Source organism: Enterobacter cloacae complex sp. HYC003_NIDB, assembly GCF_056673375.1.
Map to the genome: position 1 here is coordinate 2,256,282 of NZ_CP114220.1, position 25,600 is coordinate 2,281,881.

Annotated in this window: 19 protein-coding genes; 17 read left to right on the plus strand and 2 right to left on the minus strand. The window is 54.7% G+C overall.

The window, feature by feature from the left end; all coding sequences use genetic code 11:
- The first annotated feature begins 93 nt into the window (after positions 1 to 93).
- From O1722_RS10620 to tyrR, 3 genes are all read left to right on the plus strand, one after another.
- Positions 94 to 1,491: a YcjX family GTP-binding protein gene (locus O1722_RS10620; RefSeq protein WP_023296695.1), complete on the plus strand. Its 1,398-nt coding sequence runs from the start codon at positions 94 to 96 to the stop codon at positions 1,489 to 1,491.
- Complete coding sequence (locus O1722_RS10625; RefSeq protein WP_033486871.1) at positions 1,488 to 2,540, plus strand: YcjF family protein; 1,053 nt, start codon at positions 1,488 to 1,490, stop codon at positions 2,538 to 2,540. Before O1722_RS10620 ends, O1722_RS10625 begins: the two co-directional genes overlap by 4 nt.
- Before the next feature lie 111 nt (positions 2,541 to 2,651).
- Positions 2,652 to 4,193 (plus strand): transcriptional regulator TyrR, encoded by a 1,542-nt coding sequence (gene tyrR / locus O1722_RS10630; RefSeq protein ID WP_003856887.1) that lies wholly within the window; start codon positions 2,652 to 2,654, stop codon positions 4,191 to 4,193.
- Between the two features lie 34 nt (positions 4,194 to 4,227).
- Here tyrR and tpx read toward each other — a convergent pair whose 3' ends face one another.
- Positions 4,228 to 4,734 carry a thiol peroxidase gene (tpx, locus tag O1722_RS10635; RefSeq protein ID WP_033486872.1) on the minus strand — a complete coding sequence of 169 codons (507 nt, stop codon included), beginning with the start codon at positions 4,732 to 4,734 and terminating at the stop codon, positions 4,228 to 4,230.
- A 106-nt stretch (positions 4,735 to 4,840) separates the two neighbouring features.
- On the opposite strand from tpx, the gene ycjG reads away from it, so the two are divergent.
- Positions 4,841 to 5,806, plus strand: coding sequence for an L-Ala-D/L-Glu epimerase (ycjG, locus tag O1722_RS10640; RefSeq protein ID WP_033486873.1), 966 nt, complete (start codon positions 4,841 to 4,843; stop codon positions 5,804 to 5,806).
- Here the strand turns inward: ycjG and mpaA are convergent.
- A complete protein-coding gene (gene mpaA / locus O1722_RS10645; RefSeq protein ID WP_033486875.1) occupies positions 5,797 to 6,510 on the minus strand; it encodes a murein tripeptide amidase MpaA in 714 nt (237 codons plus the stop codon). The two genes, ycjG and mpaA, sit on opposite strands and share 10 nt — an antisense overlap.
- Before the next feature lie 183 nt (positions 6,511 to 6,693).
- Here mpaA and O1722_RS10650 point away from each other — a divergent pair, with 183 nt between their 5' ends.
- The 13 genes from O1722_RS10650 (at position 6,694) to O1722_RS10710 (ending at position 25,588) form a co-directional block, all read left to right on the plus strand.
- Positions 6,694 to 8,310, plus strand: a complete 1,617-nt coding sequence (locus tag O1722_RS10650; protein WP_033486876.1) for a peptide ABC transporter substrate-binding protein — start codon at positions 6,694 to 6,696, stop codon at positions 8,308 to 8,310.
- A 613-nt stretch (positions 8,311 to 8,923) separates the two neighbouring features.
- On the plus strand, positions 8,924 to 9,415 hold the full coding sequence (tssB, locus tag O1722_RS10655; protein WP_033486877.1) for a type VI secretion system contractile sheath small subunit: 492 nt from the start codon (positions 8,924 to 8,926) through the stop codon (positions 9,413 to 9,415).
- A 40-nt stretch (positions 9,416 to 9,455) separates the two neighbouring features.
- Positions 9,456 to 10,991 carry a type VI secretion system contractile sheath large subunit gene (gene tssC / locus O1722_RS10660; protein WP_023324775.1) on the plus strand — a complete coding sequence of 512 codons (1,536 nt, stop codon included), beginning with the start codon at positions 9,456 to 9,458 and terminating at the stop codon, positions 10,989 to 10,991.
- A 15-nt stretch (positions 10,992 to 11,006) separates the two neighbouring features.
- Positions 11,007 to 12,347, plus strand: a complete 1,341-nt coding sequence (gene tssK, locus O1722_RS10665; protein WP_015570415.1) for a type VI secretion system baseplate subunit TssK — start codon at positions 11,007 to 11,009, stop codon at positions 12,345 to 12,347.
- Complete coding sequence (tssL, locus tag O1722_RS10670) at positions 12,344 to 13,033, plus strand: type VI secretion system protein TssL, short form (protein WP_033486878.1); 690 nt, start codon at positions 12,344 to 12,346, stop codon at positions 13,031 to 13,033. Before tssK ends, tssL begins: the two co-directional genes overlap by 4 nt.
- On the plus strand, positions 13,030 to 14,736 hold the full coding sequence (locus O1722_RS10675; RefSeq protein WP_033486880.1) for an OmpA family protein: 1,707 nt from the start codon (positions 13,030 to 13,032) through the stop codon (positions 14,734 to 14,736). The genes tssL and O1722_RS10675 overlap by 4 nt, the downstream gene beginning before the upstream one ends.
- Before the next feature lie 5 nt (positions 14,737 to 14,741).
- Positions 14,742 to 15,233, plus strand: a complete 492-nt coding sequence (gene hcp / locus O1722_RS10680) for a type VI secretion system effector Hcp (RefSeq protein ID WP_009653685.1) — start codon at positions 14,742 to 14,744, stop codon at positions 15,231 to 15,233.
- A gap of 173 nt (positions 15,234 to 15,406) precedes the next feature.
- Entirely contained in the window at positions 15,407 to 18,052 is a 2,646-nt protein-coding gene (gene tssH / locus O1722_RS10685) for a type VI secretion system ATPase TssH (RefSeq protein ID WP_033486881.1), read from the plus strand.
- The gene (locus O1722_RS10690) at positions 18,049 to 20,421 is read left to right on the plus strand and encodes a type VI secretion system Vgr family protein (RefSeq protein WP_033486882.1); all 2,373 of its coding nucleotides are present in this window, start codon (positions 18,049 to 18,051) and stop codon (positions 20,419 to 20,421) included. Before tssH ends, O1722_RS10690 begins: the two co-directional genes overlap by 4 nt.
- A 15-nt stretch (positions 20,422 to 20,436) precedes the next feature.
- Positions 20,437 to 20,703 (plus strand): PAAR domain-containing protein, encoded by a 267-nt coding sequence (locus O1722_RS10695; RefSeq protein WP_017382243.1) that lies wholly within the window; start codon positions 20,437 to 20,439, stop codon positions 20,701 to 20,703.
- Between the two features lie 46 nt (positions 20,704 to 20,749).
- Positions 20,750 to 23,518, plus strand: a complete 2,769-nt coding sequence (locus tag O1722_RS10700) for a T6SS effector BTH_I2691 family protein (protein WP_033486883.1) — start codon at positions 20,750 to 20,752, stop codon at positions 23,516 to 23,518.
- Positions 23,515 to 24,474, plus strand: coding sequence for a putative type VI secretion system effector (locus O1722_RS10705; protein WP_033486884.1), 960 nt, complete (start codon positions 23,515 to 23,517; stop codon positions 24,472 to 24,474). The genes O1722_RS10700 and O1722_RS10705 overlap by 4 nt, the downstream gene beginning before the upstream one ends.
- Before the next feature lie 208 nt (positions 24,475 to 24,682).
- Complete coding sequence (locus O1722_RS10710) at positions 24,683 to 25,588, plus strand: DUF4123 domain-containing protein (RefSeq protein ID WP_017382246.1); 906 nt, start codon at positions 24,683 to 24,685, stop codon at positions 25,586 to 25,588.
- Positions 25,589 to 25,600: the final 12 nt, after the last annotated feature.

Genomic DNA, 25,600 nt, shown 5'->3' on the forward strand with positions numbered 1-25,600 from the left:
AGCAATAATTAAGAATTGATAATCAACGATCTGCCCCAATTTACTGTATTCTGAAGTGACTTTTTTCAGGGTTCCTGGCAATGAAGGACGGCGATGAAGCGACTTAAAAACGAATTCAATTCTCTGGTGAACCGTGGCGTTGATCGCCATCTGCGTCTTGCCGTGACGGGGCTGAGCCGCAGCGGTAAGACAGCATTCATTACGGCGATGGTCAATCAGCTGTTGAACCTGCATGCAGGGGCGCGCCTGCCACTGCTTAGCGCAGTGCGCGAGGAGCGGTTGCTTGGGGTGAAACGCGTACCGCAACGTGATTTTGGCATACCCCGTTTCACCTATGATGAAGGTCTGGCGCAGTTATACGGGGAGCCTCCCGCCTGGCCCACCCCGACGCGTGGCGTGAGCGAAATCCGTCTTGCGCTTCGTTTCCGCTCGAATGAATCCCTGATGCGTCACTTCAAAGAAACGTCCACGCTCTATCTCGAAATTGTGGATTACCCGGGAGAATGGCTGCTCGATTTACCGATGCTGGCGCAGGATTACCTGAGCTGGTCCCGACAGATGACCGGTCTGTTGCAGGGGCAGCGGGCAGAGTGGTCGACCAAATGGCGCCAGCTTTGCGAAGGACTGGATCCGCTGGCACCGGCGGATGAAAACCGTCTGGCCGTCATAGCCGAAGCCTGGACGGATTACCTGCATCAGTGCAAGCAGGAGGGGTTGCATTTTATTCAGCCGGGCCGCTTTGTTCTGCCGGGTGATTTAGCCGGTGCTCCCGCGCTACAGTTTTTCCCGTGGCCGGACGTTGACAGCATCGGTGAATCGAAACTGGCGCAGGCGGACAAGACCACCAACGCCGGTATGCTCCGCGAGCGATACAATTATTACTGTGAGAAGGTGGTTAAGGGCTTTTATAAAAATCACTTTTTACGCTTTGACCGCCAGATCGTGCTGGTGGACTGCCTGCAACCGCTCAACAGCGGGCCGCAGGCGTTCAATGATATGCGGCTGGCGCTGACGCAGCTGATGCAAAGCTTTCATTATGGCCAGCGTACGCTGTTTCGCCGTTTGTTCTCGCCGGTCATCGACAAGCTGCTGTTTGCCGCCACAAAAGCTGACCATGTGACGGTCGATCAGCACGCCAACATGGTATCCCTGCTGCAACAGCTGGTGCAGGATGCCTGGCAGAATGCGGCCTTCGAAGGGATCAGTATGGATTGTCTGGGGCTGGCGTCCGTACAGGCTACGCAGAGTGGGTTGATTGACCTGAATGGCGAGAAAATTCCGGCCCTGCGGGGCAACCGTCTCAGCGACGGTGCGCCGCTCACGGTCTATCCGGGGGAAGTTCCGGCGCGTCTGCCGGGCCAGGCTTTCTGGCAAAGCCAGGGTTTTCAGTTCGAAGCCTTCCGTCCGCAGAGTATGAACGTTGACCAGCCATTGCCGCATATCCGTCTGGATGCCGCGCTGGAGTTTTTAATTGGAGATAAATTGCGATGACGGAACCGTTAAAACCACGCATTGATTTTACCGGCCAGCTTGAGCAGTCCCCGCATGAGGCGTTTAAAACGGCGCAAACCTTCAGCGGGCCGCAGGCCGACAACTTTGCTCCCGTGCTGGCAGACGAACCGATGGTTGAAGGGGGGCAGGCGGAAGCGGTTGTTGATGCGGCACTGCGCCCGAAACGCAGCCTGTGGCGCAAGATGGTGACCGCCGGGTTAGCCCTTTTTGGTGTGAGCGTAATCGGTCAGGGCGTGCAGTGGGGCGTCAATGCCTGGCAAACGCAGGACTGGGTGGCGCTGGGGGGATGCGCCGCCGGGGCGTTGATTGTTGGTGCGGGCGTTGGCTCAGTCGTCACCGAGTGGCGTCGCCTCTGGCGTTTGCGTCAGCGTGCCCACGAACGCGATGAAGCGCGGGATCTGCTGCACAGTCACGGCACAGGAAAAGGGCGTGCTTTTTGTGAAAAGCTTGCGGCTCAGGCCGGGATTGATCACTCTCACCCGGCGCTTCAGCGCTGGTATGCGGCGATCCACGAAACCCAGAATGACCAGGAAGTGGTCACGCTCTATGCCCACATTGTTCAGCCGGTGCTGGATGCGCAGGCTCGTCGTGAGATCAGCCGCTCGGCGGCGGAATCTACCCTGATGATCGCCGTCAGTCCGCTGGCGATGGTGGACATGGCCTTTATCGCCTGGCGCAACCTGCGCCTGATCAACCGCATCGCCAGACTGTATGGCATTGAGCTTGGCTATTACAGTCGGCTGCGCCTGTTCAAACTGGTATTGCTGAATATCGCCTTCGCCGGGGCAAGCGAACTGGTGCGGGAGGTCGGGATGGACTGGATGTCGCAGGATCTTGCGGCGCGTCTCTCTGCCCGGGCGGCGCAGGGGATTGGTGCCGGTCTGCTTACGGCACGCCTGGGCATCAAAGCGATGGAGGTTTGTCGTCCACTCCCCTGGATCGATGGCGATAAGCCGCGGCTGGGGGATTTCCGTCGCGAATTGATTGGCCAGCTTAAAGAGACGCTCAATAAAAAACCTGCTCAGTGAGGTTTTGTTTACTAATCGTGCGGGCTGTCAATATTTGTTGACAGCCACCTTCCCGAATACCGTGATCTGACATATCATTTTACTGTTATTGGCTTAAACGGTGAATTTCCCATGCGTCTGGAAGTCTTTTGTGAGGACCGTCTCGGTCTGACCCGCGAGTTACTCGATCTTCTTGTTTTACGTAGCATTGATTTACGTGGCATAGAGATCGACCCTGTCGGGCGAATTTACCTCAATTTTGCCGAAATTGAATTTAATACCTTCAGTAGCCTGATGGCGGAAATCCGCCGTATCGCTGGCGTTACGGATGTACGCACCATCCCCTGGATGCCGTCCGAGCGGGAACATCTTGCGCTGAGCGCGCTGCTGGAAGCAATGCCGGAGCCGTTTCTCTCTCTCGATCTGAAAAATAAAGTCGAGCGCGTTAACCAGGCCAGCTGCCAGCTGTTTGCGCAGACTCAGGAAAAACTTATCGGGCACCACGCCACGCAACTGATCACCGGGTTTAATTTCCAGCGCTGGCTGGACAGCAACCCGCAAAATACCCATAGCGAGCACGTCGTCATCAACGGACAGAATTTCCTGATGGAGATCACGCCGGTCTACCTGAAAGGGGAAAATGCCGCGCGGGTGCTGACCGGCGCAGTGATCATGCTGCGCTCCACGGTGCGCATGGGGCGTCAGTTACAGAACCTTTCCAGCCAGGACGTCGGCGCATTCAGCCAGATTATTGCGGTGAGCCCGAAGATGCGTCATGTAATCGACCAGGCGCGCAAGCTGGCAAATCTTACGGCGCCGCTGCTGATTACCGGGGATACCGGTACGGGGAAAGATCTGCTGGCGCATGCTGTGCACATGGCCAGCCCGCGTGCGGCAAAACCGTATCTGGCGCTGAACTGCGCCTCTATTCCTGAAGATGCGGTGGAAAGTGAGCTGTTCGGGCATGCGCCGGAAGGTAAAAAAGGCTTCTTTGAACAGGCGAATGGCGGCTCGGTGCTGCTGGACGAGATTGGCGAAATGTCGCCACGCATGCAGGCGAAACTGCTTCGTTTTCTCAATGACGGCACGTTTCGCCGCGTGGGGGAAGATCATGAAGTACACGTGGATGTGCGCGTCATCTGCGCCACCCAGAAAAACCTGGTGGAGCTGGTGCAGAAAGGGGTATTCCGCGAAGATCTCTACTATCGTCTCAACGTTCTGACGCTCAATATTCCGCCGCTGCGCGATTGCCCGCAGGACATCATGCCGTTGACAGAACTGTTCGTGGCCCGTTTTGCCGACGAGCAGGGCGTGCCGCGTCCGAAGCTCTCTGCCGACCTGGGCACCGTGCTGACGCGTTACGGCTGGCCGGGCAATATTCGTCAGCTTAAAAATGCGGTCTATCGCGCATTAACTCAGCTTGAAGGGTATGAACTGCGCCCTCAGGATATTCTGTTGCCGGATTACGATGCCGGGACGGTCTCGGTAGGCGAAGAGGCAATGGAAGGCTCGCTGGATGACATCACCAGCCGTTTCGAGCGTTCGGTGTTAACGCAGCTTTATCGCAGCTATCCGAGCACGCGCAAGCTGGCTAAACGTCTTGGGGTGTCACATACCGCGATTGCGAATAAGCTGCGCGAGTATGGGTTAAATCAGAAGAAGGGTGACGAATAAATAAAAAAGCCTCTTTGCAGAGGCTTTTTTACGTTTAGGCTTTAAGCGCTTCAAGTGCAGCGGTGTAATCCGGTTCGGTAGTGATTTCGTTAACCAGCTCACTGAAAACAACGTTGTCGTTTTCGTCGATCACCAGTACCGCACGAGCAGCCAGACCTTTCAGCGCGCCTTCGGAAATGGCAACACCGTATTTTTCCAGGAAATCCGGGCTGCGCAGAGTGGAAAGGGTGATGACGTTGCTCAGGCCTTCAGCGCCGCAGAAGCGGGACTGGGCAAACGGCAGGTCAGCAGAAATGCACAGCACTACGGTGTTGTCCATTTCGGTCGCCAGCTGGTTGAATTTACGCACTGATGCAGCGCAAACGCCAGTATCGATGCTTGGGAAAATGTTCAGGACTTTACGTTTGCCAGCAAACTGGCTCAGCGTGACGTCAGACAAATCTTTAGCCACCAGAGTAAAAGGCTGTGCTTTGCTGCCAGAATGTGGGATGGAACCTGCAACAGCAACCGGGTTGCCCTGGAAATGAACGAGTTGTGACATAGATATCTTCCTGTTTACAAATAGTTAACGTCGTGGCTAGTGTATGTCATCCGCAGTTAGCACGGCAAACCAATTTTCTGCCTTTCCGGCCTGCAAGGAGTCAGTGATGAGAAGCGTTAAGGTCTATGAAGAAGCCTGGCCATTGCACACCCCGTTTGTGATCTCGCGCGGCAGCCGTAATGAGGCCTGTGTGGTCGTGGTTGAATGTGAAGAGGACGGCGTAAAAGGCGTCGGGGAATGTACCCCTTATCCTCGCTACGGAGAAAGCCTGGCGTCAGTCATGGCGCAAATTATGACGGTGGTGCCCGAGTTGCAGGCGGGTCTGACGCGCGAGGCTCTTCAGCTTCGGTTGCCGGCCGGCGCGGCACGCAACGCGATTGACTGCGCACTCTGGAGTCTGGAAGCGGCGAAACAACAAAAACCGCTGCCTGCGCTGCTGGACGTTACGCTGCCGCAATCGATCGTCACCGCGCAAACGGTGGTCATCGGTGAACCAGAGCAAATGGCCGCCAGCGCTCAGGCGTTGTATGCCACCGGTGCAACATTATTAAAGGTGAAGCTCGACGATCGTCTGATTAGCGAACGCATGGTCGCCATTCGTGCGGCGGTGCCTGATGCCACTCTTATCGTCGATGCGAACGAATCATGGCATAGCGAAGGGCTGGCAGCCCGTTGTCAGCTGCTTGCCGATCTGGGCGTTGCCATGCTGGAGCAACCCCTCCCGGCAGAAGACGATGCCGCCCTGGCGAATTTTATTCATCCGCTTCCCGTCTGTGCAGATGAAAGCTGTCATACCCGTGAGAGCCTGTCAGCTCTCGAGGGACGCTACGAAATGGTGAACATTAAGCTGGATAAAACAGGTGGATTAACCGAAGCCCTGGCACTGGCACAAGATGCGCAGGCGCAAGGCTTTGCTCTGATGCTGGGCTGCATGTTGTGCACGTCAAGAGCGATCGGCGCTGCGCTCCCGCTGGTGAACAGCGTGCGTTTTGCCGATCTTGACGGCCCAACCTGGCTGTCGGTTGACGTATCACCCGCCCTGAATTTTACCTCCGGTGTACTTCATCTTTGAGGCTGCCAGCGCAGGAGATCTGTCATCGCCCGCAGGTATTTTTCGCTCGCTTCATCCGAGGAGATTGGCGGAAACTCTGCGGTGATACAGTGAAGGCTAAGGTCCGCGCACCAGCTGCCAAACGACCCGGGTGTTTCATAGCCAACGCTGCTCACCATAGGTAGAGCAAACGCATCCGCCAGCCACTGCCCGAGCGCCGTATTACGAGGATCTTCAATACAGGCGAGGGGATCGTGGAAAGAGACAACCCAGGCCGGGTGGATCTTATGAATAAGCTGGCACAATGCCTGAGTCTCCGGTTCGGAACCGGGTTTGTCTCCCGTGAGCAGGACAACATCTCGCTCCTGCGCCGAACTGTTCCAGCGATACACCGTTTCACCGGCGCGCCAGTTTGCCGCCGGGAAGTTCCTGTTCAGGTCAACGCCGCGTGCATTCGCCCGTAATCCAAGCTGACAACCGTCCGGGTTGACGGTCAAAATCACATGATGACGTCGTAAATCGGGGGCCAGCGTACGTAGCGCGCACGAGAGCGTCACGACAGACGAGTTTTCATCGCCATGCGTGCCCGCAATGATTAAGCCGCTATTGCGATCGGCCTCGGGTGCCGGAAACCAGATCAGCGGCGCGCCTAAAAACGAGCGTCCATAATGTTCAGTCCCGGGCGGGAAGGCGCCGCGTTCCGTTCTTGGTCGGGTAGTTGCCATAGTAAACCCTGATGATAAAGTCACTTCTGGCAGTGTTGTGCAAAAGCCGCGCTTAATCAAATAGTTTCCGTGTGTGTGGAAAATTGCCTGACATCAACTTTCCGGAGGAAGCATTTGCATTTCTCCGTTTCGAAACAAATAATTACGCATCTGCCTGTTACCTGACATCATTAAGGGGATCGTATGAAGCATCCTGTTTCGCTTCTTTGTACTGCGCTGTGGCTGTGCGGGCTTTCTTCACTTTCATATGCCGCGGAGGTTCCCGAAGGAACGGTTCTGGCGCAAAAGCAGGAGCTGGTTCGACATATCAAAGATGAGCCCGCTTCGCTCGATCCGGCAAAAGCGGTGGGATTGCCCGAGATACAGGTGATCCGCGACCTCTATGAAGGGCTGGTGAATCAGAACGAAAAAGGGGAGTTAGTTCCCGGCGTGGCGACGCGCTGGCAGAGCAATGATAACCGCGTCTGGACATTCACGCTGCGGGATAACGCTAAGTGGTCCGACGGTACTCCGGTGACGGCACAAGATTTTGTCTATAGCTGGCGTCGTCTGGTTGATCCTAAAACAACGTCACCTTTCGCCTGGTTTGCGGCGCTGGCGGGTATTAACAATGCCCAGGCCATTATCGACGGCAAAGCTGCTCCGGATACGCTCGGCGTGACGGCGGTGGATGCTAAAACGCTGCGCGTGCAGCTGGACAAACCGCTGCCCTGGTTCAGCAATCTGACGGCTAACTTCGCGTTTTATCCTGTTCAAAAGGCCAATGTGGAAAGCGGTAAGGAATGGACGCGCCCTGGCGCGCTCATTGGCAACGGTGCTTATGTGCTGAAAGATCGCGTGGTGAATGAAAAACTGGTGGTTGAGCCGAACTCTCATTACTGGGATAACGCCAGGACGGTGCTTAAAAAAGTCACCTTTGTGCCAATCAATCAGGAGTCCTCAGCGACCAAACGCTATCTGGCGGGCGATATCGATATTACAGAATCGTTTCCGAAAAACATGTACCAGAAGCTGCTTAAAGATATTCCGGGTCAGGTATATACACCGCCACAGCTTGGGACCTATTACTACGCGTTTAACACGCAAAAAGGCCCAACCGCGGATGCCCGCGTACGTCTCGCGCTCAGCATGACTATCGACAGACGTATTATGGCGGAGAAAGTCCTGGGGACCGGTGAGAAACCGGCCTGGCATTTTACTCCCGATGTCACTGCGGGTTTTACGCCGGAAGCCTCGCCATTTGAGCAGATGACGCAGCAGGAGCTGAATGCGCAGGCGAAAACGTTGTTGCAGGCGGCAGGCTATGGCCCTCAGCGCCCGCTTAAATTAACGCTGCTGTACAACACGTCTGAAAACCATCAGAAAATTGCGATTGCCGTTGCATCCATGTGGAAGAAAAATCTGGGTGTTGACGTTAAGTTGCAGAATCAGGAGTGGAAAACCTACATCGACAGCCGCAATACCGGGAATTTTGACGTCATCCGTGCATCGTGGGTAGGGGACTACAACGAGCCGTCGACATTCCTGTCGCTGCTGACCTCCTCCCACAGCGGGAATATCTCACGATTCAACGATCCTGCTTACGATAAGATTATTCATCAGGCGACGCTCGAAACCACTGAAAAAGCGCGTAATGCCGACTACAACATGGCCGAGAAGATCCTCACCGAGAAAGCACCGATTGCCCCTATTTATCAATACACCAATGGCCGTCTCATCAAGCCCTGGGTTAAAGGTTATCCGATAAATAACCCAGAGGATGTTGCATACAGCCGAACAATGTATATTGAAAAGCATTAAAAAGAGGTCAGGGCGCTACGTGATTATGGTAAACATCCATTAACCGCATAAGCGCCCGCTCTCAGGGGGTATGATTTTACAGCCTGGTTAATACCGAATATCCCCTTCCTATCAGCCCATCACTCATTGTCATGATGAATATCTTCAGAGAGATTCTTCCTCCCGTTTATCGAAAAACGCGTAGTCATTTATTCGCCATTCCAGTAGCAATGTAGTCATTACTTTTTTTAAGATTAAATTTGTCCGATACAGGATTTTTCATATTCAGGCCATTTATTGAATTAAAACCTTATTTCTCTGCACTGTTAAGGGATGCGTTAATAAATGCATTGATGTAAATCAATTATTCAACCTCATGGAACAATAAGTTCAATATTTCCAATCAAAGCAGTCATTTCTGCCAAATTAATGTGAATAAATGGTTAATTTTTACTGTGTGTCATGTATCTATGGCATTTATGAATACAATAATTTAGTGGAATATTCTTAAGAAAAGTCTAATGGTAGATCTTTGATCTGATAAGTTGATTTTAAATGGGCTTTTGCTCTAATATGGTTTTGTAAAGAAACGTCACTCACTTAACATTTATTTCTTTTAAAGAAAGGGACTGCTATGGCCGATTCATTCCAGAATGAGGTGCCCAAGGCACGCATAAACTTAAAGCTGGCTCTGCATACAGGTGGCGCGCAGAAGAAAATCGAACTGCCGCTTAAACTCCTCACCGTCGGTGATTTCAGTAATGGAAAAGAGAATCGCCCATTATCGGAAAGGGAGAAAATTAACGTCAACAAAAATAACTTCAACAGCGTACTTTCGGAATTTAACCCGGAAGTGAATCTGACGGTTCCTAACACAATGGCCGGGGATGGTTCGGAAGAAAGCATAAATCTGAATTTCTCCGATATTAAGGATTTCGAACCTGAACAGGTTGCCCGCCAGATCCCCCAGCTCCGCGCCATGCTGGCCATGCGTAATTTATTACGCGACCTCAAATCCAATCTCCTTGATAACGCCACTTTCAGAAAAGAACTCGAGAAAATTCTTAAAGACCCGGCGCTGTCTCAGGAATTACGCGACGAAATGAGTGCACTGGCCCCGAAATAAGCGGCATGTGTAATTTAATGGATTAACCGGGAATATGCTGATGTCTGTGAATACTGAAACCGCCTCCGCGCAGGGGCAGACCACCGTACTGGAAAAAGAGGGCGTTTACGCCTCCCTGTTTGAAAAAATCAACCTGACCCCGGCCTCCAGCCTGGGGGATATCAATGCGTTTCTGGATGACGCCGCGCTTTCTGACGCTCCGGCGGGTGAACGCCTGACGGCGGCGATGCAGGTGTTTATGGACTGCATCCGCAAATCCGGTCAGCCGGTGGAGAAGCTCGACAAAACGCTGATTGACCACCATATCGCTGAGCTGGATTTCCAGATTAGTCGTCAGCTGGATGCCGTAATGCATCACCAGGAGTTCCAGAAGGTGGAGTCCCTGTGGCGCGGCCTGAAGCAGCTGGTGGACAGCACCGACTACCGCCAGAACGTGAAAACCGAAATTCTGGATGTGTCGAAAGAAGATCTGCGTCAGGACTTTGAAGACGCGCCAGAACTTATCCAGAGCGGCCTCTACTGGCACACCTATACCGCCGAATATGACACCCCGGGCGGAGAGCCGATTGGTTCCGTGATTTCATCCTATGAATTTGACGCCAGCCCGCAGGATGTGGCGCTGCTGCGCAACATCTCTAAAGTGTCAGCTGCCGCACATATGCCGTTTATTGGCTCTGTCGGGCCGAAATTCTTCCTGAAAGACTCCATGGAAGAGGTGGCTGCAATTAAGGATATCGGCAACTACTTCGACCGCGCGGAATACATCAAGTGGAAATCGTTCCGCGACACCGACGACGCCCGCTACATCGGCCTCGTGATGCCGCGCGTGCTGGGGCGTCTGCCGTATGGCCCGGATACCGTACCTGTACGCAGCTTTAACTACGTTGAGCAGGTGAAAGGCCCGGATCACGAGAAATACCTGTGGACCAGCGCGTCGTTCTCCTTCGCGTCAAACATGGTGAAGAGCTTCATCAATAACGGCTGGTGCGTGCAGATCCGTGGCCCGCAGGCGGGCGGGGCGGTGAAAGACCTGCCTATTCATCTGTACGATCTGGGTACCGGCAACCAGGTGAAAATCCCGTCTGAGGTGATGATCCCGGAGACCCGCGAGTTCGAGTTCGCCAACCTCGGCTTTATCCCGCTCTCGTATTACAAAAACCGCGACTATGCCTGCTTCTTCTCGGCGAACTCCGCGCAGAAACCGGCGCTGTATGACACTGCGGATGCCACGGCCAACAGCCGCATCAACGCACGTCTGCCGTACATCTTCCTGCTGTCGCGTATTGCGCACTACCTGAAGCTCATCCAGCGCGAGAACATCGGCACCACCAAGGACCGCCGCCTGCTGGAGCTGGAGCTGAATACCTGGGTGCGTAGTCTGGTGACGGAAATGACCGATCCGGGCGATGAGTTGCAGGCTTCTCATCCGCTGCGTGACGCGAAGGTGGTGGTGGAAGATATCGAAGACAACCCGGGTTTCTTCCGCGTGAAGCTGTTTGCGGTGCCGCACTTCCAGGTGGAAGGCATGGATGTGAACCTGTCTCTGGTGAGCCAGATGCCGAAAGCGAAAGCGTAACGTAAGGCAGGAAGCATGAAAACGGAACAACCGTTATGGGGCAGGGGCCAGATGGTCTCTCCCCAGCACTTCCAGCAACAGGCCGCCTATGCGGCCTGGTCTGCGGAATGTATCGCCCGACTGGGTCTCTCCCATCCCTGGGGGGTGATTAATGCCACTTTCGAACCGGATGTATTGAAGTTGGGCCGTCTACAGGCCCGTCATCTGCACCTCCGGTTCCCTGACGGGACATTAATCGATACGGACAATGCTGACGACCTGCCACCGGTGCTGGCGCTTGAGAGTGAAACACAGGACGTGGTGGTGGTTCTGGCTCTTCCGCTGCTGCGCGCGAATGGTGGCAACTGCCTTAAGCCCGATGAGGTGGCCGCGCGTCCTGTTCGCTATCGCCAGCGCTGGCGGGATGTCCGCAACCTTTTTGGCGATGATACCCGCCAGATTGCAGTGATGCGGCCAGAGCTGACGTTGCGATTTGCCCATCAGAACAACAGCGATTACCTGACCTGTCCGGTTGCCCGCCTGCAACAAGATTCGCAGGGGAACTGGGCACTTGATGAGACATACCTTCCGCCGCTGTTGGCGTTACTGGGCAGTCGCTGGCTGATGACCCAGCTGGAGCAACTGTTGACGCAACTGCGCGCCCGTCTGGGCCGCCTGATGGACATGCGCCGGGAAAGTAATGAGCGCATGGCGGATTTTGCCGTAGCCGATGTTTCATTGTTCTGGCTGCTCAATGCCCTGAACAGTGCTGAGCCCGTGCTGGGTCAGTTTCAGCGCCACCCGCAAAGCCCGCCTGAGCGTCTCTATCCGGAGCTGGCAAGGCTTGCAGGCAGCCTGTTGACATTCTCGCTGGAGCATCAGGTCAGTGCGATCCCGGCATGGCAGCATGAGCAGCTGAATAACGTCTTCCCGCCGCTGTTTGATTTACTTGGCGATCTTCTGGAAGCCAGCCTGCCGTCGCGGGTGGTGGCAATTGAGCTTGAGCATGATGACCGACTTCACTTCTGGCAGGCCCGTCTGCATGATCCACGTCTGCGCGAAGGCGCTGATTATTACCTCTCCGTGCGTTCACCGATGCCGGTGGCACAATTGCAGGAGCAGTTCCCGCGCCAGTGCAAGGTCGGCAGTCCCGATCATGTCAGGAGTATCGTCAATTCATCGCGGGTGGGCGTCCCTCTGATGCCGCTGCGCCATGTGCCGGCAGCCATTCCACTACGCCTGGAAAATCAGTATTTCAGCCTTGATGTCTCTCATCCCCTGGCCATCGAAATGTTCCAGAGCGGCACCTGTATGTTTTACGTTCCGGGAATGCTCGCCGAGCCTGAACTTGAACTCTTTGCGGTACTGAGAACATGAATGATCGTAAACGCGCTACTGCCGCGTTCATTGATATTGATGCCCTGTTACAGGACACCTGGCTACAGGTTATCAGTCTGCGTCACGGCCCGACATTCCAGGACGGGGAAGGTCGTACGCTTTGGGAGCGCTGCATTGATGATGTCGGACGTGTGCAGCGAGAACTGAAAGCGAGCGAACTCGATGAAGCCAGCTGCCAGCATATTCTTACGGCACAGTGTGCGCTGCTTGATGAGGCAGTCAAAGGTCGCGGTGTGGAGGATGACGCCTGTATACAGTGGTATGACATTCCCCTACAGGGATATTTCCTTGGCACCATGGACGCCGGTGACACGTTATGCGATCGGATGCGTGATGTGCTGCGTGAACCGGCTCCTGACCACGCCGTTGTGACCTGCTTCCAGCGAGTCATGATGCTCGGATTCCTCGGCAACTTCCGCTCCCAGAACGATCCTGAGCGGCAGAAACTCATGAATGCACTGAATGAATATGTTGCGCCGTTCAGCTATTCACAACCCCATCCCGTTCTGGCGGAAAGCCATGCCGGACGGGGGATAGGGGGGTGGCTGGCATCATGGCCTATGCGCATTGGCCTGAGTGTGGTGGTGGTCACCGCATTATGGTGGGGACTGGATTGCTGGCTGGATCAGACACTGCTTACCCTGCTGCCGGGAGCCGTGAAATGAGCCCTGCACAACAGCGCGGGCTTGCGCTCTGGGCTGCCCTGCTGAGTGCAGTGGTCTGCCTGTGGTTTCTGCCAGCATCCCGTCTGGTTTCCATTCTCGTCCTGCTGGCGGTACTGGGACTCATCATAGCGTTCTGGGCTGTCGCCTGCCGTCGCGTGCAGCACGATTTCACCCTGTGTCTGGAGGACCTGCCTGAAGCCAATTATTGTCAGCCCGTGGTACTGGTCTGTGGCGATCTGCCGCTTGCCTGGCCGCATCAGTCACCTGTGCTTACTGTCACGCAGGGCTGCTGGATCCGTGTGGAGGATCATCTGGAACTGGAGCTGGCCGCCCGTCAGGTACTGTGGTTGCGCCCCGACTGGGGACGTCAGCTGTCAGTGATGGTCAGTGTTTGTCCGCAGCAGCACCCTGACAGTGAGCGCCTTACCAGTCGTTTGCTTGCCCTGCGCTGGCAGATTAGCCGGTTGCGTAAAGCAACCGGCCATTCTGTGCCACTGGTTCTGAATGGACAGGTCGGCAGTGCGATGATGAATGACATGCTCTGGCAGACGGCGATCCTGGGGGAAGGGGTAAAGGTCTGGAGTGGGACTTCAGCGCCTGGCTCAGTTGCTGAATGGGTTAATACTGGCGGAACGCCTGCGATGCAGCAACAGGTGCTGATGAACAGCCTGATGAGCTGGTTCCAACAGCACGTCCAGGCTGTCCTTATGGATGAAAACCCCGATATTCCTGTCATTGAACCTGTTGCGGTTCTGTGGGGATTGGGTCCGATCCTGGCCGGAAGCATGGCCACCTCTATCTGGACAGCGTGGTTGTCCCGCCATACTGCGATGCAGCAGGTGTCTGGCTGGCAGCCGGCGGGAACGGACAGTACGGTTATTTCCCTGTTCCCGAATTTTGTCCTCCCTTTACTGCCAGAAGGACGAGGCCTGACACCGCATGGACGAACCTGGCGCGGTGCGCTCGGAATCTTCACGCTGGCAGCCATTGCTGCGCTACTCAGCAGTGGCTGGAATAATCGCCAGCTGCTGCAACGCGTGAGCTTCGATATTGCACGCTATGAACGTATACCGATGAATGACTCCGGGCCGAAAGCTGACGCCGTTGCCGTGCTGCGCGAGGATGCGGCATTGCTGGACGACCATGCACGTAACGGCGTACCGGCCCGGCTGAGTCTAGGTCTGTATCAGGGCGGACGTCTGCGTATGCCAGTGCTGAATACGATTCGCTCTTATGTGCCTCCGCCTCCGCCGCCTGAGCCGGAACTCAAACCGGTACCGAAAATCATCCGCCTCGACAGCATGTCGCTGTTCGATACCGGAAAGTGGGCGCTTAAACCCGCCTCAACAAAGCTGCTGGTGAACTCACTGGTGGGGATCAAGGCGAAGCCCGGCTGGCTGATTGTGGTGGCGGGCCATACCGACAGCACCGGGGATGACCAGTCCAACCAGGTGCTGTCGCTTAAGCGCGCGGAGTCGGTACGCAACTGGATGCGGGATACCGGCGACGTGCCGGAAAGCTGTTTTGCGGTGCAGGGCTATGGTGAAAGCCGTCCTGTCGCCACCAACGACACCCCGGAAGGGCGTGCGCTCAACCGCCGTGTCGAAATCAGTCTGGTGCCACAGGCGAATGCCTGTCAGGCGCCGGGCACGACCCATGCGTCATCGCAGGATGATGGCGCTGATAACAATGTAACGGAGTAATTAACATGGCAATTCCAGTCTATCTGTGGCTGAAGGACGACGGCGGCGCGGACATCAAAGGGTCCGTGGACGTTCAGGATCGTGAAGGCAGTATCGAAGTGGTGGCCCAGGAGCACAACCTGTACATCCCGACCGATAACAATACCGGCAAGCTGACCGGCACCCGTATCCACACGCCTTTCCTGTTCACCAAGGAAATCGACTCCTCCAGCCCGTACCTGTACAAGGCGGTGACGACCGGCCAGACCCTGAAATCGGCTGAGTTCAAATGGTACAGAATCAATGACGCAGGCCAGGAAGTGGAGTACTTCAACACGAAGCTTGAGAACGTGAAGCTGGTGAAAGTGAATCCGAAGATGCATGACATCAAGGACCCGGCTTTCGAGAAGCACAACCACCTCGAGCAGATTGAACTGCGCTACGAAAAAATCACCTGGACCTACAAGGACGGCAACATCATTCATTCCGATTCCTGGAACGAACGCGCCACTGCGTAAGAGCCCTGAGCAGACGGTCAGCCGTCTGCTTTTTTTGCTGAGCGCCTGCACTGACGGGTGGTCAGCAAAGAAAAACACAATCTGCCTGCCCGACCTGATGCGCTTTGGGTTCCTGAATAACAGGGAACAGCGACGGGCGGTAGCGTGTCCGGAACTGATAAAGAGAGAGTCTCATGGAAAATCCAGCCATCCTGTTACGCCGTCTTAACCCTTACTGTGCCCGCGCAATGGAAGGGGCCGCTTCCCTGTGCCAGACCCGCGCCCATGCGGAAATACTGCCTGAGCACTGGCTGCTGAAACTGCTGGAGCAGGGTGAGGGCGACCTGACGGTGCTGGCGCGGCGCTACGAATGGGATATGGATACGATATGGCAGGATATGCTGGGTTTTCTGGACAGCCTGCCACGGTCAGTGCGCAGCCGTCCGCAGCTTTCGGAGGGCGTGCAGTCCCTTATGCAGGACGCCTGGCTGCACGCCTCGCTGGCGGGGGAAGAGCATATCCGCAGCATTCACCTCCTGATGGCGCTGGTGGAAAAACCGAAACTGCTGCGCTGCGACGGCCTGTGGCCGCTGCTGACGCTGGCGCAGAGCCAGCTTGAGCGCCTGCGTGGACTTCTGGATGCGCAGTCGGATGAACGCCCGGAGGTGCAGCAGGAAGCGGAGCTTACGCAGGGTGATGAGGTGGAGTTTGTCGGCCGTCCGGTGAATGCGGATATAAAAGGAGAGCTGAACCCGGCGTTGCAGAATGCGCTGGACAGGTTCACCCTCGACGTCACCGCCCGCGCCCGTGAGGGCAGAATCGACCCGGTCTATGGCCGCGACAATGAAATCCGCCAGATGGTGGACATTCTTTCCCGGCGCCGCAAGAACAACCCGATTCTGGTCGGCGAACCGGGAGTCGGCAAGACCGCGCTCGTGGAGGGACTGGCGCTGCGCATTCATGAGGGCAATGTGCCGGACGCGCTGAAGCCGGTCGCGGTACGCACCCTTGACCTCGGCCTGTTACAGGCCGGGGCGGGTGTGAAGGGGGAATTCGAGCAGCGCCTGAAAAACATCATCGACGCGGTGCAGCAGTCACCCCTGCCGGTTCTGCTCTTTATTGACGAGGCGCACACCATTATCGGCGCGGGCAACCAGGCGGGCGGCGCCGATGCGGCCAACCTGCTGAAACCGGCGCTCGCCCGCGGTGAGCTCAGAACCATCGCCGCCACCACCTGGAGTGAGTACAAACAGTACTTTGAGCGCGACGCCGCGCTGGAGCGTCGCTTCCAGATGGTGAAGGTGGACGAACCGGACGACGACACCACCTGCCTGATGCTGCGCGGACTCAAGTCACGCTACGCGGAGCATCATGGCGTGCATATTACCGATGAAGCGGTTAAAGCCGCCGTCACGCTCTCCAGACGCTATCTGACCGGACGCCAGCTGCCGGACAAGGCGGTGGATTTGCTGGATACCGCCTCTGCCCGTATTCGCATGAGCCTGGATACGGTACCGGAGCCGCTGACCCGCATGAAGGCGCAGCTCACGGCACTGGCTATGGAGAAGCAGGCGCTGCTGGAGGATATCGCGGTGGGCAACACCACCCACGGCGAGCGTCTGGTGGCCATTGAACAGGACGAAATCCGCATCATCCTGCAACTCGACGAACGGGAAATCCAGTACGGCCAGGAGCTGGCGCTGACGGAACAACTGCTGGCCTGCCGGGCTGATATCTCCCGTCAGGCGGAGATGGCGGACCTGCAACAGCAACTGAGCGATATACAAAAGCATACCCCGCTGCTGGGGCTGGATGTGGATGCGCGTACCGTCGCCACCGTTATCGCCGACTGGACGGGCGTACCGCTCTCTTCCCTGATGAAGGACGAGCAGACGGAACTGCTGAGCCTTGAGCACAGTCTGGCGAAACGCGTCGTCGGTCAGGACAGTGCGCTGAATGCCATTGCGCAGCGCCTGCGCGCCAGCAAAACCGGTCTGGCGCCGGAGAACGGCCCGCAGGGCGTGTTCCTGCTTGTGGGGCCGAGCGGCACCGGCAAGACCGAAACCGCCCTGGCGCTGGCCGATGAACTGTTCGGCGGCGAGAAGTCCCTTATCACCATCAACCTCTCGGAATACCAGGAGCCACACACCGTCTCGCAGCTCAAGGGCTCACCTCCGGGCTACGTGGGTTACGGTCAGGGCGGCATTCTGACCGAAGCCGTCCGTAAGCGCCCGTACAGCGTGGTGCTGCTGGATGAAGTGGAAAAGGCGCACCGGGACGTGATGAACCTGTTCTACCAGGTGTTTGACCGGGGCGTCATGCGCGACGGCGAGGGGCGGGAAATTGACTTCCGCAACACGGTGATTCTGATGACCTCCAATCTCGGCAGCGACCTCATCATGCAGATGCTGGAGGAACAGCCGGAGGCGACAGAGCCGGACCTGCATGAACTGCTGCGTCCTGTCCTGCGGGACCACTTCCAGCCCGCGCTGCTGGCGCGCTTCCAGACGGTGATTTACCGTCCGCTGGCAAAGGCAGCGATGCGCACCATCGTGGAAATGAAGCTGGCGCAGGTCAGTAAACGCCTCAACCGTCACTACGGTATGAAGACCGATATCCACGAAAGTCTGTACGACGCACTGACCGCCGCCTGCCTGCTGCCGGACACCGGGGCGCGCAATGTTGACAGTCTGCTGAACCAGCAGATTCTGCCGGTCCTGAGCCAGCAGTTGCTGAGCCATATGGCAGCGGGGCAGAAGCCGCAGCATCTTACGCTGGGCTGGGATGAGGAAGAGGGCATAGTGCTCGAGTTTGACCGGACACAAGGAGTGCACGCATGAGCAATAATCCCCCGCTAAGATTCAGCCACAGCCATCACCTGCTGTCGGTGAAGGGCTGCGATGCAGGGCTTGATGTACTGGCGTTTGATGGCGATGAAGCCCTGAGCACGCCGTTCAGCTACCGTACTGAATTCACCAGCGCGGACCATGCCATCAGCAAAGAGATGATGCTGATGAAAGCGGCTTCCCTGACGCTTCAGGCCCCGGTAGACCAGGGGTACGGCATCAAAATACAGCAGCCGGTGCGGGTGATTCAGGGCGTGGTCACGGGTTTTGAACGTCTGGGTACCTCAAAGGATGAAACCCGTTACGCAGTGACGCTTGAGCCGCGTCTGGCCCTGCTCAGCCGCTCGCACCAGAACGCCATCTACCAGGACATGTCCGTCCCGCAGATTGTGGAGAAAATCCTGCGCGAGCGCCACGGCATGCGCGGCCAGGACTTCCTGTTCTCACTGAGTAAAGAGTATCCGCGCCGTGAGCAGGTGATGCAGTACGCTGAGGACGACCTGCACTTTATCACCCGCCTGCTGGGTGAGGTCGGTATCTGGTTCCGCTTCACCACCGACACGCGCCTCAACATTGACGTGGTGGAGTTTTACGACAGCCGGCAGGGATATGAGAAAGGCCTGACGCTGCCGTCGGTGCCGCCGTCAGGGCAGCACTCGCAGGGTGTGGACTCGGTGTGGGAGATGGAGAGCCGTCATAAGGTGGTCCAGAAGGAGGTCAGCACCCGCGATTACAACTACCGTCAGGCCACGGAGGATATGAACACCCGGGTTGACGCAACCGGCGGGGATACCACCACCTACGGTGAGGCCTATCACTGGGCCGATAACTACCTGACACCGGGCAGCGCGTATGACCGCAACCCGGCCGCGGAGTCCGGGGCGTTTTACGCCCGCATCCGTCATGAGCGCTACCTTAATGACCAGACGCAGACCGTTGCCTTCACCAGTTGTCCGGAGCTCTCTCCGGGTATGCTGCTGAAAGTCACCGGCGGGTACGAAGTGGCAGAAGTGTTTGCGCAGGGCGTGGTTGTCACGGCGATGCACAGCCATGCGCAGCGTGATGCGGACTTTTGCGTCAGGTTTGACGGTATCCCGGACAGCCCGGATTTCAGTTTCCGCCCTGAGCCTGGTTCACGTCCGGTGATGGCCGGTACCTTACCGGCCCGCGTCACGAGCACCACCGAAAATGACATCTACGGGCATATCGATAAAGACGGCCGCTACCGCGTCAATATGCTGTTTGACCGTGAGAACTGGGAGACCGGGTTCGAGAGCCTGTGGGTCCGTCAGTCCCGGCCGTACGCCGGGAATACCTACGGCCTGCACCTGCCGCTGCTGGCGGGTACCGAGGTGGCGATTGGTTTTGAGGACGGCAACCCGGACCGGCCGTACATTGCCGGTGTGCTGCACGACTCGGCCCACGGCGACCACGTCACCATCCGCAACTACAGACGTAACGTGCTGCGCACGCCGGCGAACAATAAAATCCGCCTCGACGACGAGCGCGGGAAAGAGCATATCAAGGTCAGCACGGAGTACGGCGGCAAGAGCCAGCTGAATCTAGGCCACCTGGTCGACAGCGAGAAACAGCAGCGCGGTGAGGGGTTTGAGCTCAGGACGGACAGCTGGGGGGCCATCCGGGCGCAGAAAGGACTATTCATCTCGGCGGACGGGCAGGCGAAAGCGAAGGGACTGCAGCGTGAAATGCAAGCTGCGCTCAAAGAACTTGACGCTGCCAGAGAGGTGACTTCTGGATTACGTCACGCTGCTCAAGCAGCCCAGGCGGAATTAGCCGATCTTGAGAAACAAACAACATTAATGAATCAGACGCTTAGCGATCTTAAGCAGCAAGCGTTACTTCTGTCTGCCCCTTCAGGAATTGCGCAGGTCACCCCCGCGAGCATACAAGTCTCGGCAGGGGAGAATCTAATTGTTACCGCAGGTCAAAATGCAGACATTAGCATTGCCAAAAAATTAACCCTGGCGGTGGGCGATATTCTGAGCTTATTTGCACACAAACTGGGAATAAAAATGTATGCCTCGGAGGGCAAAGTAGATATTCAGGCACAGTCGGACGCGCTGAATTTATTTGCTAAAGAAAAGCTTTCTGTTGCCAGTTCTGACAACAGCGTTGTCATATCAGCCAAAAAAGAAATCCTTTTGGTTTGTGGGGGGGCATTTATACGGTTAAGTGACGCGGGGGTTGAAGTTGGTACTGGCAAAAACGTCACGTTGAAATGTATTGCGGTTCAACAGCAGTCTGCGGCGACGTTAAATTCAACGCTTTCGCTACCTTCTGGTTGCAAACCTGGAGTAATTTCTGCAGCCCAACAGCAAGGGGCTGTGGTGATGCTTAGCTAATACTTGAGGAAAAAGATGACTACAAAATTAGCCGTTTTAGGTGACAGGACGAGTAATGGGAAAATAATTACTGCAACTGCGAATTATTTTAGTGATGGAAAACAGGTGGCACAAAATAATGACAAAGCCATCTGTACTGTCTGTAAGGGAACATTTCCCATCCTGGCCACTGCAGTTGGTATCGTCAGTAATGGCATAGTTCTGGTACAGGATCAGGACCGTGTGCTTTGTCTATGTTCCGGCCATAAAGTGATCGCAGGCTCTAATTTTTTCACTGGTTGAATAAGAATTTTTTATTTACAGGCTTAATTAAAAAAAGGATGTGAATATGGCATGCCAGGGGTTATGCACAACGAAAGGCCTGACAGTACTGCCCGTGCGCTATGCTGTTGTGCCGGAAAATATTAATGCTAGTTTACCGGGATGGGCGAATGATCCGTGCATCACCGGGGTAACGCTCGCCAGTAATGAAAAGTACACACTCCGCGCGCTTCGCCAGGGCTACCTTTACGTTTTTTATGAAAAAGGAAAGCAGGGCACCAATTACTGGCAGTGCTACAGCGTTGCGCCGGACGGCTCACTGTGGCTGCAACAGGTGGCGTCTAATCCTGTACCGGTGGATAAAGCGCTGTGCGAAACGGGCGAGCATATCGCTCAAAACGTCGAGTTCATGAGCATTGAATCCCCGGATAAGTGCGGCAATGTGTGGTTTGCGTTCAGTCAGTATCCGTGGGAGCAGGAAACGCTCGATCGGTATCGCACCAGGCCAGAAGAGCGCACGGAGAGAATGCAGAAAGTGATGCCTTCGGTGGCGGGATCTCAGCGCACAAAAACAGGGACCGACGTTACCGGGGCAAGCCTGAATCAGGTACTGGACTATCAGGTTCCTTCTGTTTCTGGTCTGCTTCCTGGTCCGGATGATGCGAAAGTGGTAAACGTCAGCCGGGCATCGTCACTCTGGGATCCGACGGTGGATGATCCCTGGCGGGTTAATAATGATGTGGTGAAACTGCAGTCCAGTCTGTATCCGTGGGCAAAAAACCGCAGTGGCATGGCAGACGCGACGGTCACGGCCATGGAAAACCGAAGTGAGGGGATGACGCCGCTGCTGCTTCCACTCTGGGATCCGGTGGGGATTGTTCATGAACTTAACGGATGGAGCCAGGATGTGCTGGGGCGCCAGGCGCAGTTTCTGCAGGAACGTGAGCTTGAGTTCGCCACCAAAACAAATCTCGATGCCGTCAGAACGCTGCTGGAAAGCAATGCCGAATCTCGGGAGGACGCAATGCGGAGACGAAGAACTGATGGTCCCATGCTGACAGACGAATATCTGGATTCGCGTCTGCAGGCGCTTGAGAAAAGGTATCAGGGTAAGCCTGATGTGCTGGCACAAATCAGGGCAGATGACAGGTTAGTGAGAAACTGGCATGCGCAGAACGTGACGGCATCATACCCGGAGAGTGTGCTGATGAGTCCACCCGAACCGCTGGCTGCTCACCAGCGACGGGTTGCCGCGATACAGGCGCAGGTCGATGAGGAGCTGGCGTTAAATCTGCCTAAACCCTCGCAGGATTTCAGTGGAGTCCGGGCCCGGAGCTGGGCACCCTATCAGAAAAAGCTCAACGCAACCCGACAGGCGAACTTTGATACATGCTACACGAACCTGGTTGATTCGGTTAACGCTATCTTCCAGAAGCGTATCGTCAGCGTGGTGAACTGGCTCAGTGCACCGGTACTGCTGGCAACGCTGGATGATTTCCACTGCGAGGCACAGCGGGCAGGGCTGTTCTACCAGTCAGCGGTGGGGATGGCCATGCACGGGATCAACAGTTGTCCGGCAGGGGCGGCAAAGATAGACGGCTGGTGGAATGAGTACAGCACTAAAAATCGCGGGAATCTGCTGTGGCGGCATGTGGCGGCCAATAACCCGCAGCTAATCAGTGAGCTGGAGCCGTATCTGGCGACGGTGAAAGGGAAAAAGGACGAGGACGTGACGCCTCTGACGGCGACCGCCATGACGGCAGCCCTGATGCAGCAGGTCAGCAATATGAAAAAGCTGGAGGGGTATTACCAGAAATCGATGAACAGTGTCGTGAAGGGGCTGAGGGAAAATGCCAGCAAACTGGAAGTACAGCTCTTCAACACGGATGCGTTTATCGTCACGGTGGGAGACAGGGTAAGCCGCATTCTGCGGGTGGATAAGGCAGGCGAGAAGCTGGCGACCACGGCGTTCAGGCTGATATTTATGATAAGGGCGGGAATACCTTCAGAAGAAGTTCACTCGTTAGTGAATGCGTATCTGAAAGATGCCCCGGCGTTACGTCAGACGGTGCTGGAAGGTATACGGCGCAGTGGACGTTTTATGGCGAGCGGGAATGAAGTCGCCGAGATTAAACAGAGAATGAGCAGCAGGCTGGAAGAGCACTTTGCATCAGAAAAGGGCAAGGCCGAATACCGGCTGGCGGGAATAAACAGTCTGTTGCTGGTGCTGAATGCGATGGATTTTATCTACCTGTGCGGACAGGTAAGGGATGAAAAGAAGCCGCTGGCGAGCCTGCTGGCCAGCGGGCTGGCGATGGTGAGTCAGGGGACGTCGGTTATTTTGCCGGCAATAGAAAAAGGTCTGGAAGCGCGTGAGCTTACAGTGGCCTGGGTCAAGGGGGTTGGGGCGGCAGCGGGTGGAACTGCGTCTTTAATTTCGGTGTTTGCTGATGGTGCAAGTACTTACGAAGAGTTGCAAAGCAATCGTTTTTTACTTTCCTCTGTATTGCTTATTAAAACAACAGTTGATGTCCTGGCAGTCACAAAATCAGTCGGTCTTCTGCTGGAACAGTTTAGTCAACCGATAGCTAAAAAAGTAGCTGGGAAAATTACAGGTTTTTTGGCTTGGGAAATTTTAGGGATCCGAATACTTGCAGTACTGATGACCTGGGAAGTGATGGTTGCGATAACTTTGTTACAGGTGGTTGTGACCTGGATATCGGACGATGAGCTTCAGATATGGTGTAGAAAATGCGTGTTCGGTACAGCACCTTTCAACCGCAGTCTGACAGACCAGAATAAAGCCCTGGAAGGGGCGATAAAGGATATTTCATGAATTCAGTTGAAAATCAGCAGATATGCTCCCGTTTTGTTGAGCCAGAAAAATTAGCAGACCTGCGTACAAAGCGAGAGATTGAGGTGATGAACGGCAGGCCGTGGACACGTGAGCTTCCGCCGCCGCCGGTATTGCCGCCTTATGGTCCTCTGGAGAAAATATCAGGGAAACTGCAGTCTTTCCGTAGCGAATATTTTCGGGAGTATTTTGATGCAGTTGCCTACCGGACCAGCATGTTGCCGGAGATATCAGATGGCCAGCGCGGAGCTGCCGCCGCTGCAGCGATAGTTGCAGGGAGCCCGGGTGTCGGGGCTGTAATGATGGCTGAAAGCGAGTCATCGAATGATTCGGCGGAATATGTGCAGGGGATGATTAATGGCCAGCCGTTTCGCGGCTGGGTGGGTGTCACCCGACTTCAGACTGGCGATGATGTGGACATGATTGTTGAGTGGCAGCATGACCATTATGAGGTCTATGCCATTGCGTTACCGGAAGAGCGGATAGTGTCAGTATGTCCGAAATGTGATATGGGGCATATTGCGCATATGCTGTGGCGCATTAAAAATATGTTCATTCTAATCACCATATTGATGGTGGCTTTTGTTTCTGTATGTGTATTTATCTCTCTCTCAAAAGGAAATCCAAATGGTGTCTCTTTATTTGAGAGGTTTTATCTTTTCCTGGTAATGGCTTTTGTGGTGTCTTCTGTAATTTCGGGGTTGATTGCATTCTTTGCATATAAAGCCTGTGCGCCAACACGCTGCAAACTGGCGGAGGAGATATTTCAGTTGCTGGGGATGAGACGTGTTGCAACAATCAATCTCAATAAAATAACAAAAAAACATGAGCAGCAACTAAAAGATAATGGGAAGTGGTATGAGCCGGGTGATAAAAGCAAACCAGCCTGTCCCAGTGGGAAATTCATTTATTCAGATGAAGGCTGGTTTTACTACTAGACAGAAAAAAACATTGTTATTTTGGTTGCCCCCGGCAGGAATCAAGGTAAACCAGCATGCCCAAGTTTGAAATTTACCTATTCAGGAGAAAATTGCTATCGCTACTGAGAGGGGCGGCTCAATATGAATAAGATAATGATGTTTTATGAAAGTCATAAATATAAATTAATTGAAATGTGTTTCTGATATTATTCTGGTGGGGTTGATTATGGATGGTATATTTTTTAACGATATACATGAAGAAATTACCAATGCTGCTTTTGGGAAAAATGGGAAATGTTTTCTACTGATAGATGCATCTTTAGAACAGTATCATTCATCACTTTTTTTGCCCAGTATTCTTAGAGAATATAAATCTTACCCTGTTACATTCCGCCAGGATGAACTTCAGGGGGCTTTACCACTTTACCTTTTCCCTCTTAGTGCCTCCAGCGAGAGAGATGGCCAATTGTTTAAGAATAGTATTTACAATTCATTGAATGAGTTGAAAATAGAAAAGCTTGAGTCCGGGGAAGGGCGCAGCGTCTGTGCGTGGATTTCGACGGATTTAACTGGGGAGCAGCTTGCTGAACAGGTCGCTTTGTCCGCCGTACAGTCGATTCAATCAGTTGGTAATATATTACTTCGCTATTACGACCCATCAGTATTTGGTTTGTTAATGTATACGCTGGATAAATGGCAAAAGCAACAGCTATTAAGCAATATTAATACATGGTCTTATATTGATGGAGGCGGAATAGCTCAGGTGGCGAATGGTGATGGTAAATGCAAAAAAAAATTAAACTACTCACTTGGATTAACAGAGCAAAATGCATTCGAAATGGGCCGGATTTCAGTTGTTAATAATATTTTGCGAGCATATCGGAAAATGAGAATGCCGCATAAATTTAGTGAGCGTGATGTGATGAAATTATTGAGTCCTGCGCTGGATTATTATTATTCAACTTTCTCTACATCCGCTAAGGATCTTATTGATTTTGGGCTTGACGTGTTGAGCGCGCAGCGACTATTTTATCAGGATGAGGTATTTAAGAAGATCATATTTAGTAATCGCAGTAAAGATCTTCAGTCATACTCAGATATTAAATCCATAATTGACAGTATGGCATGTTAAGAAGTTTTTTCT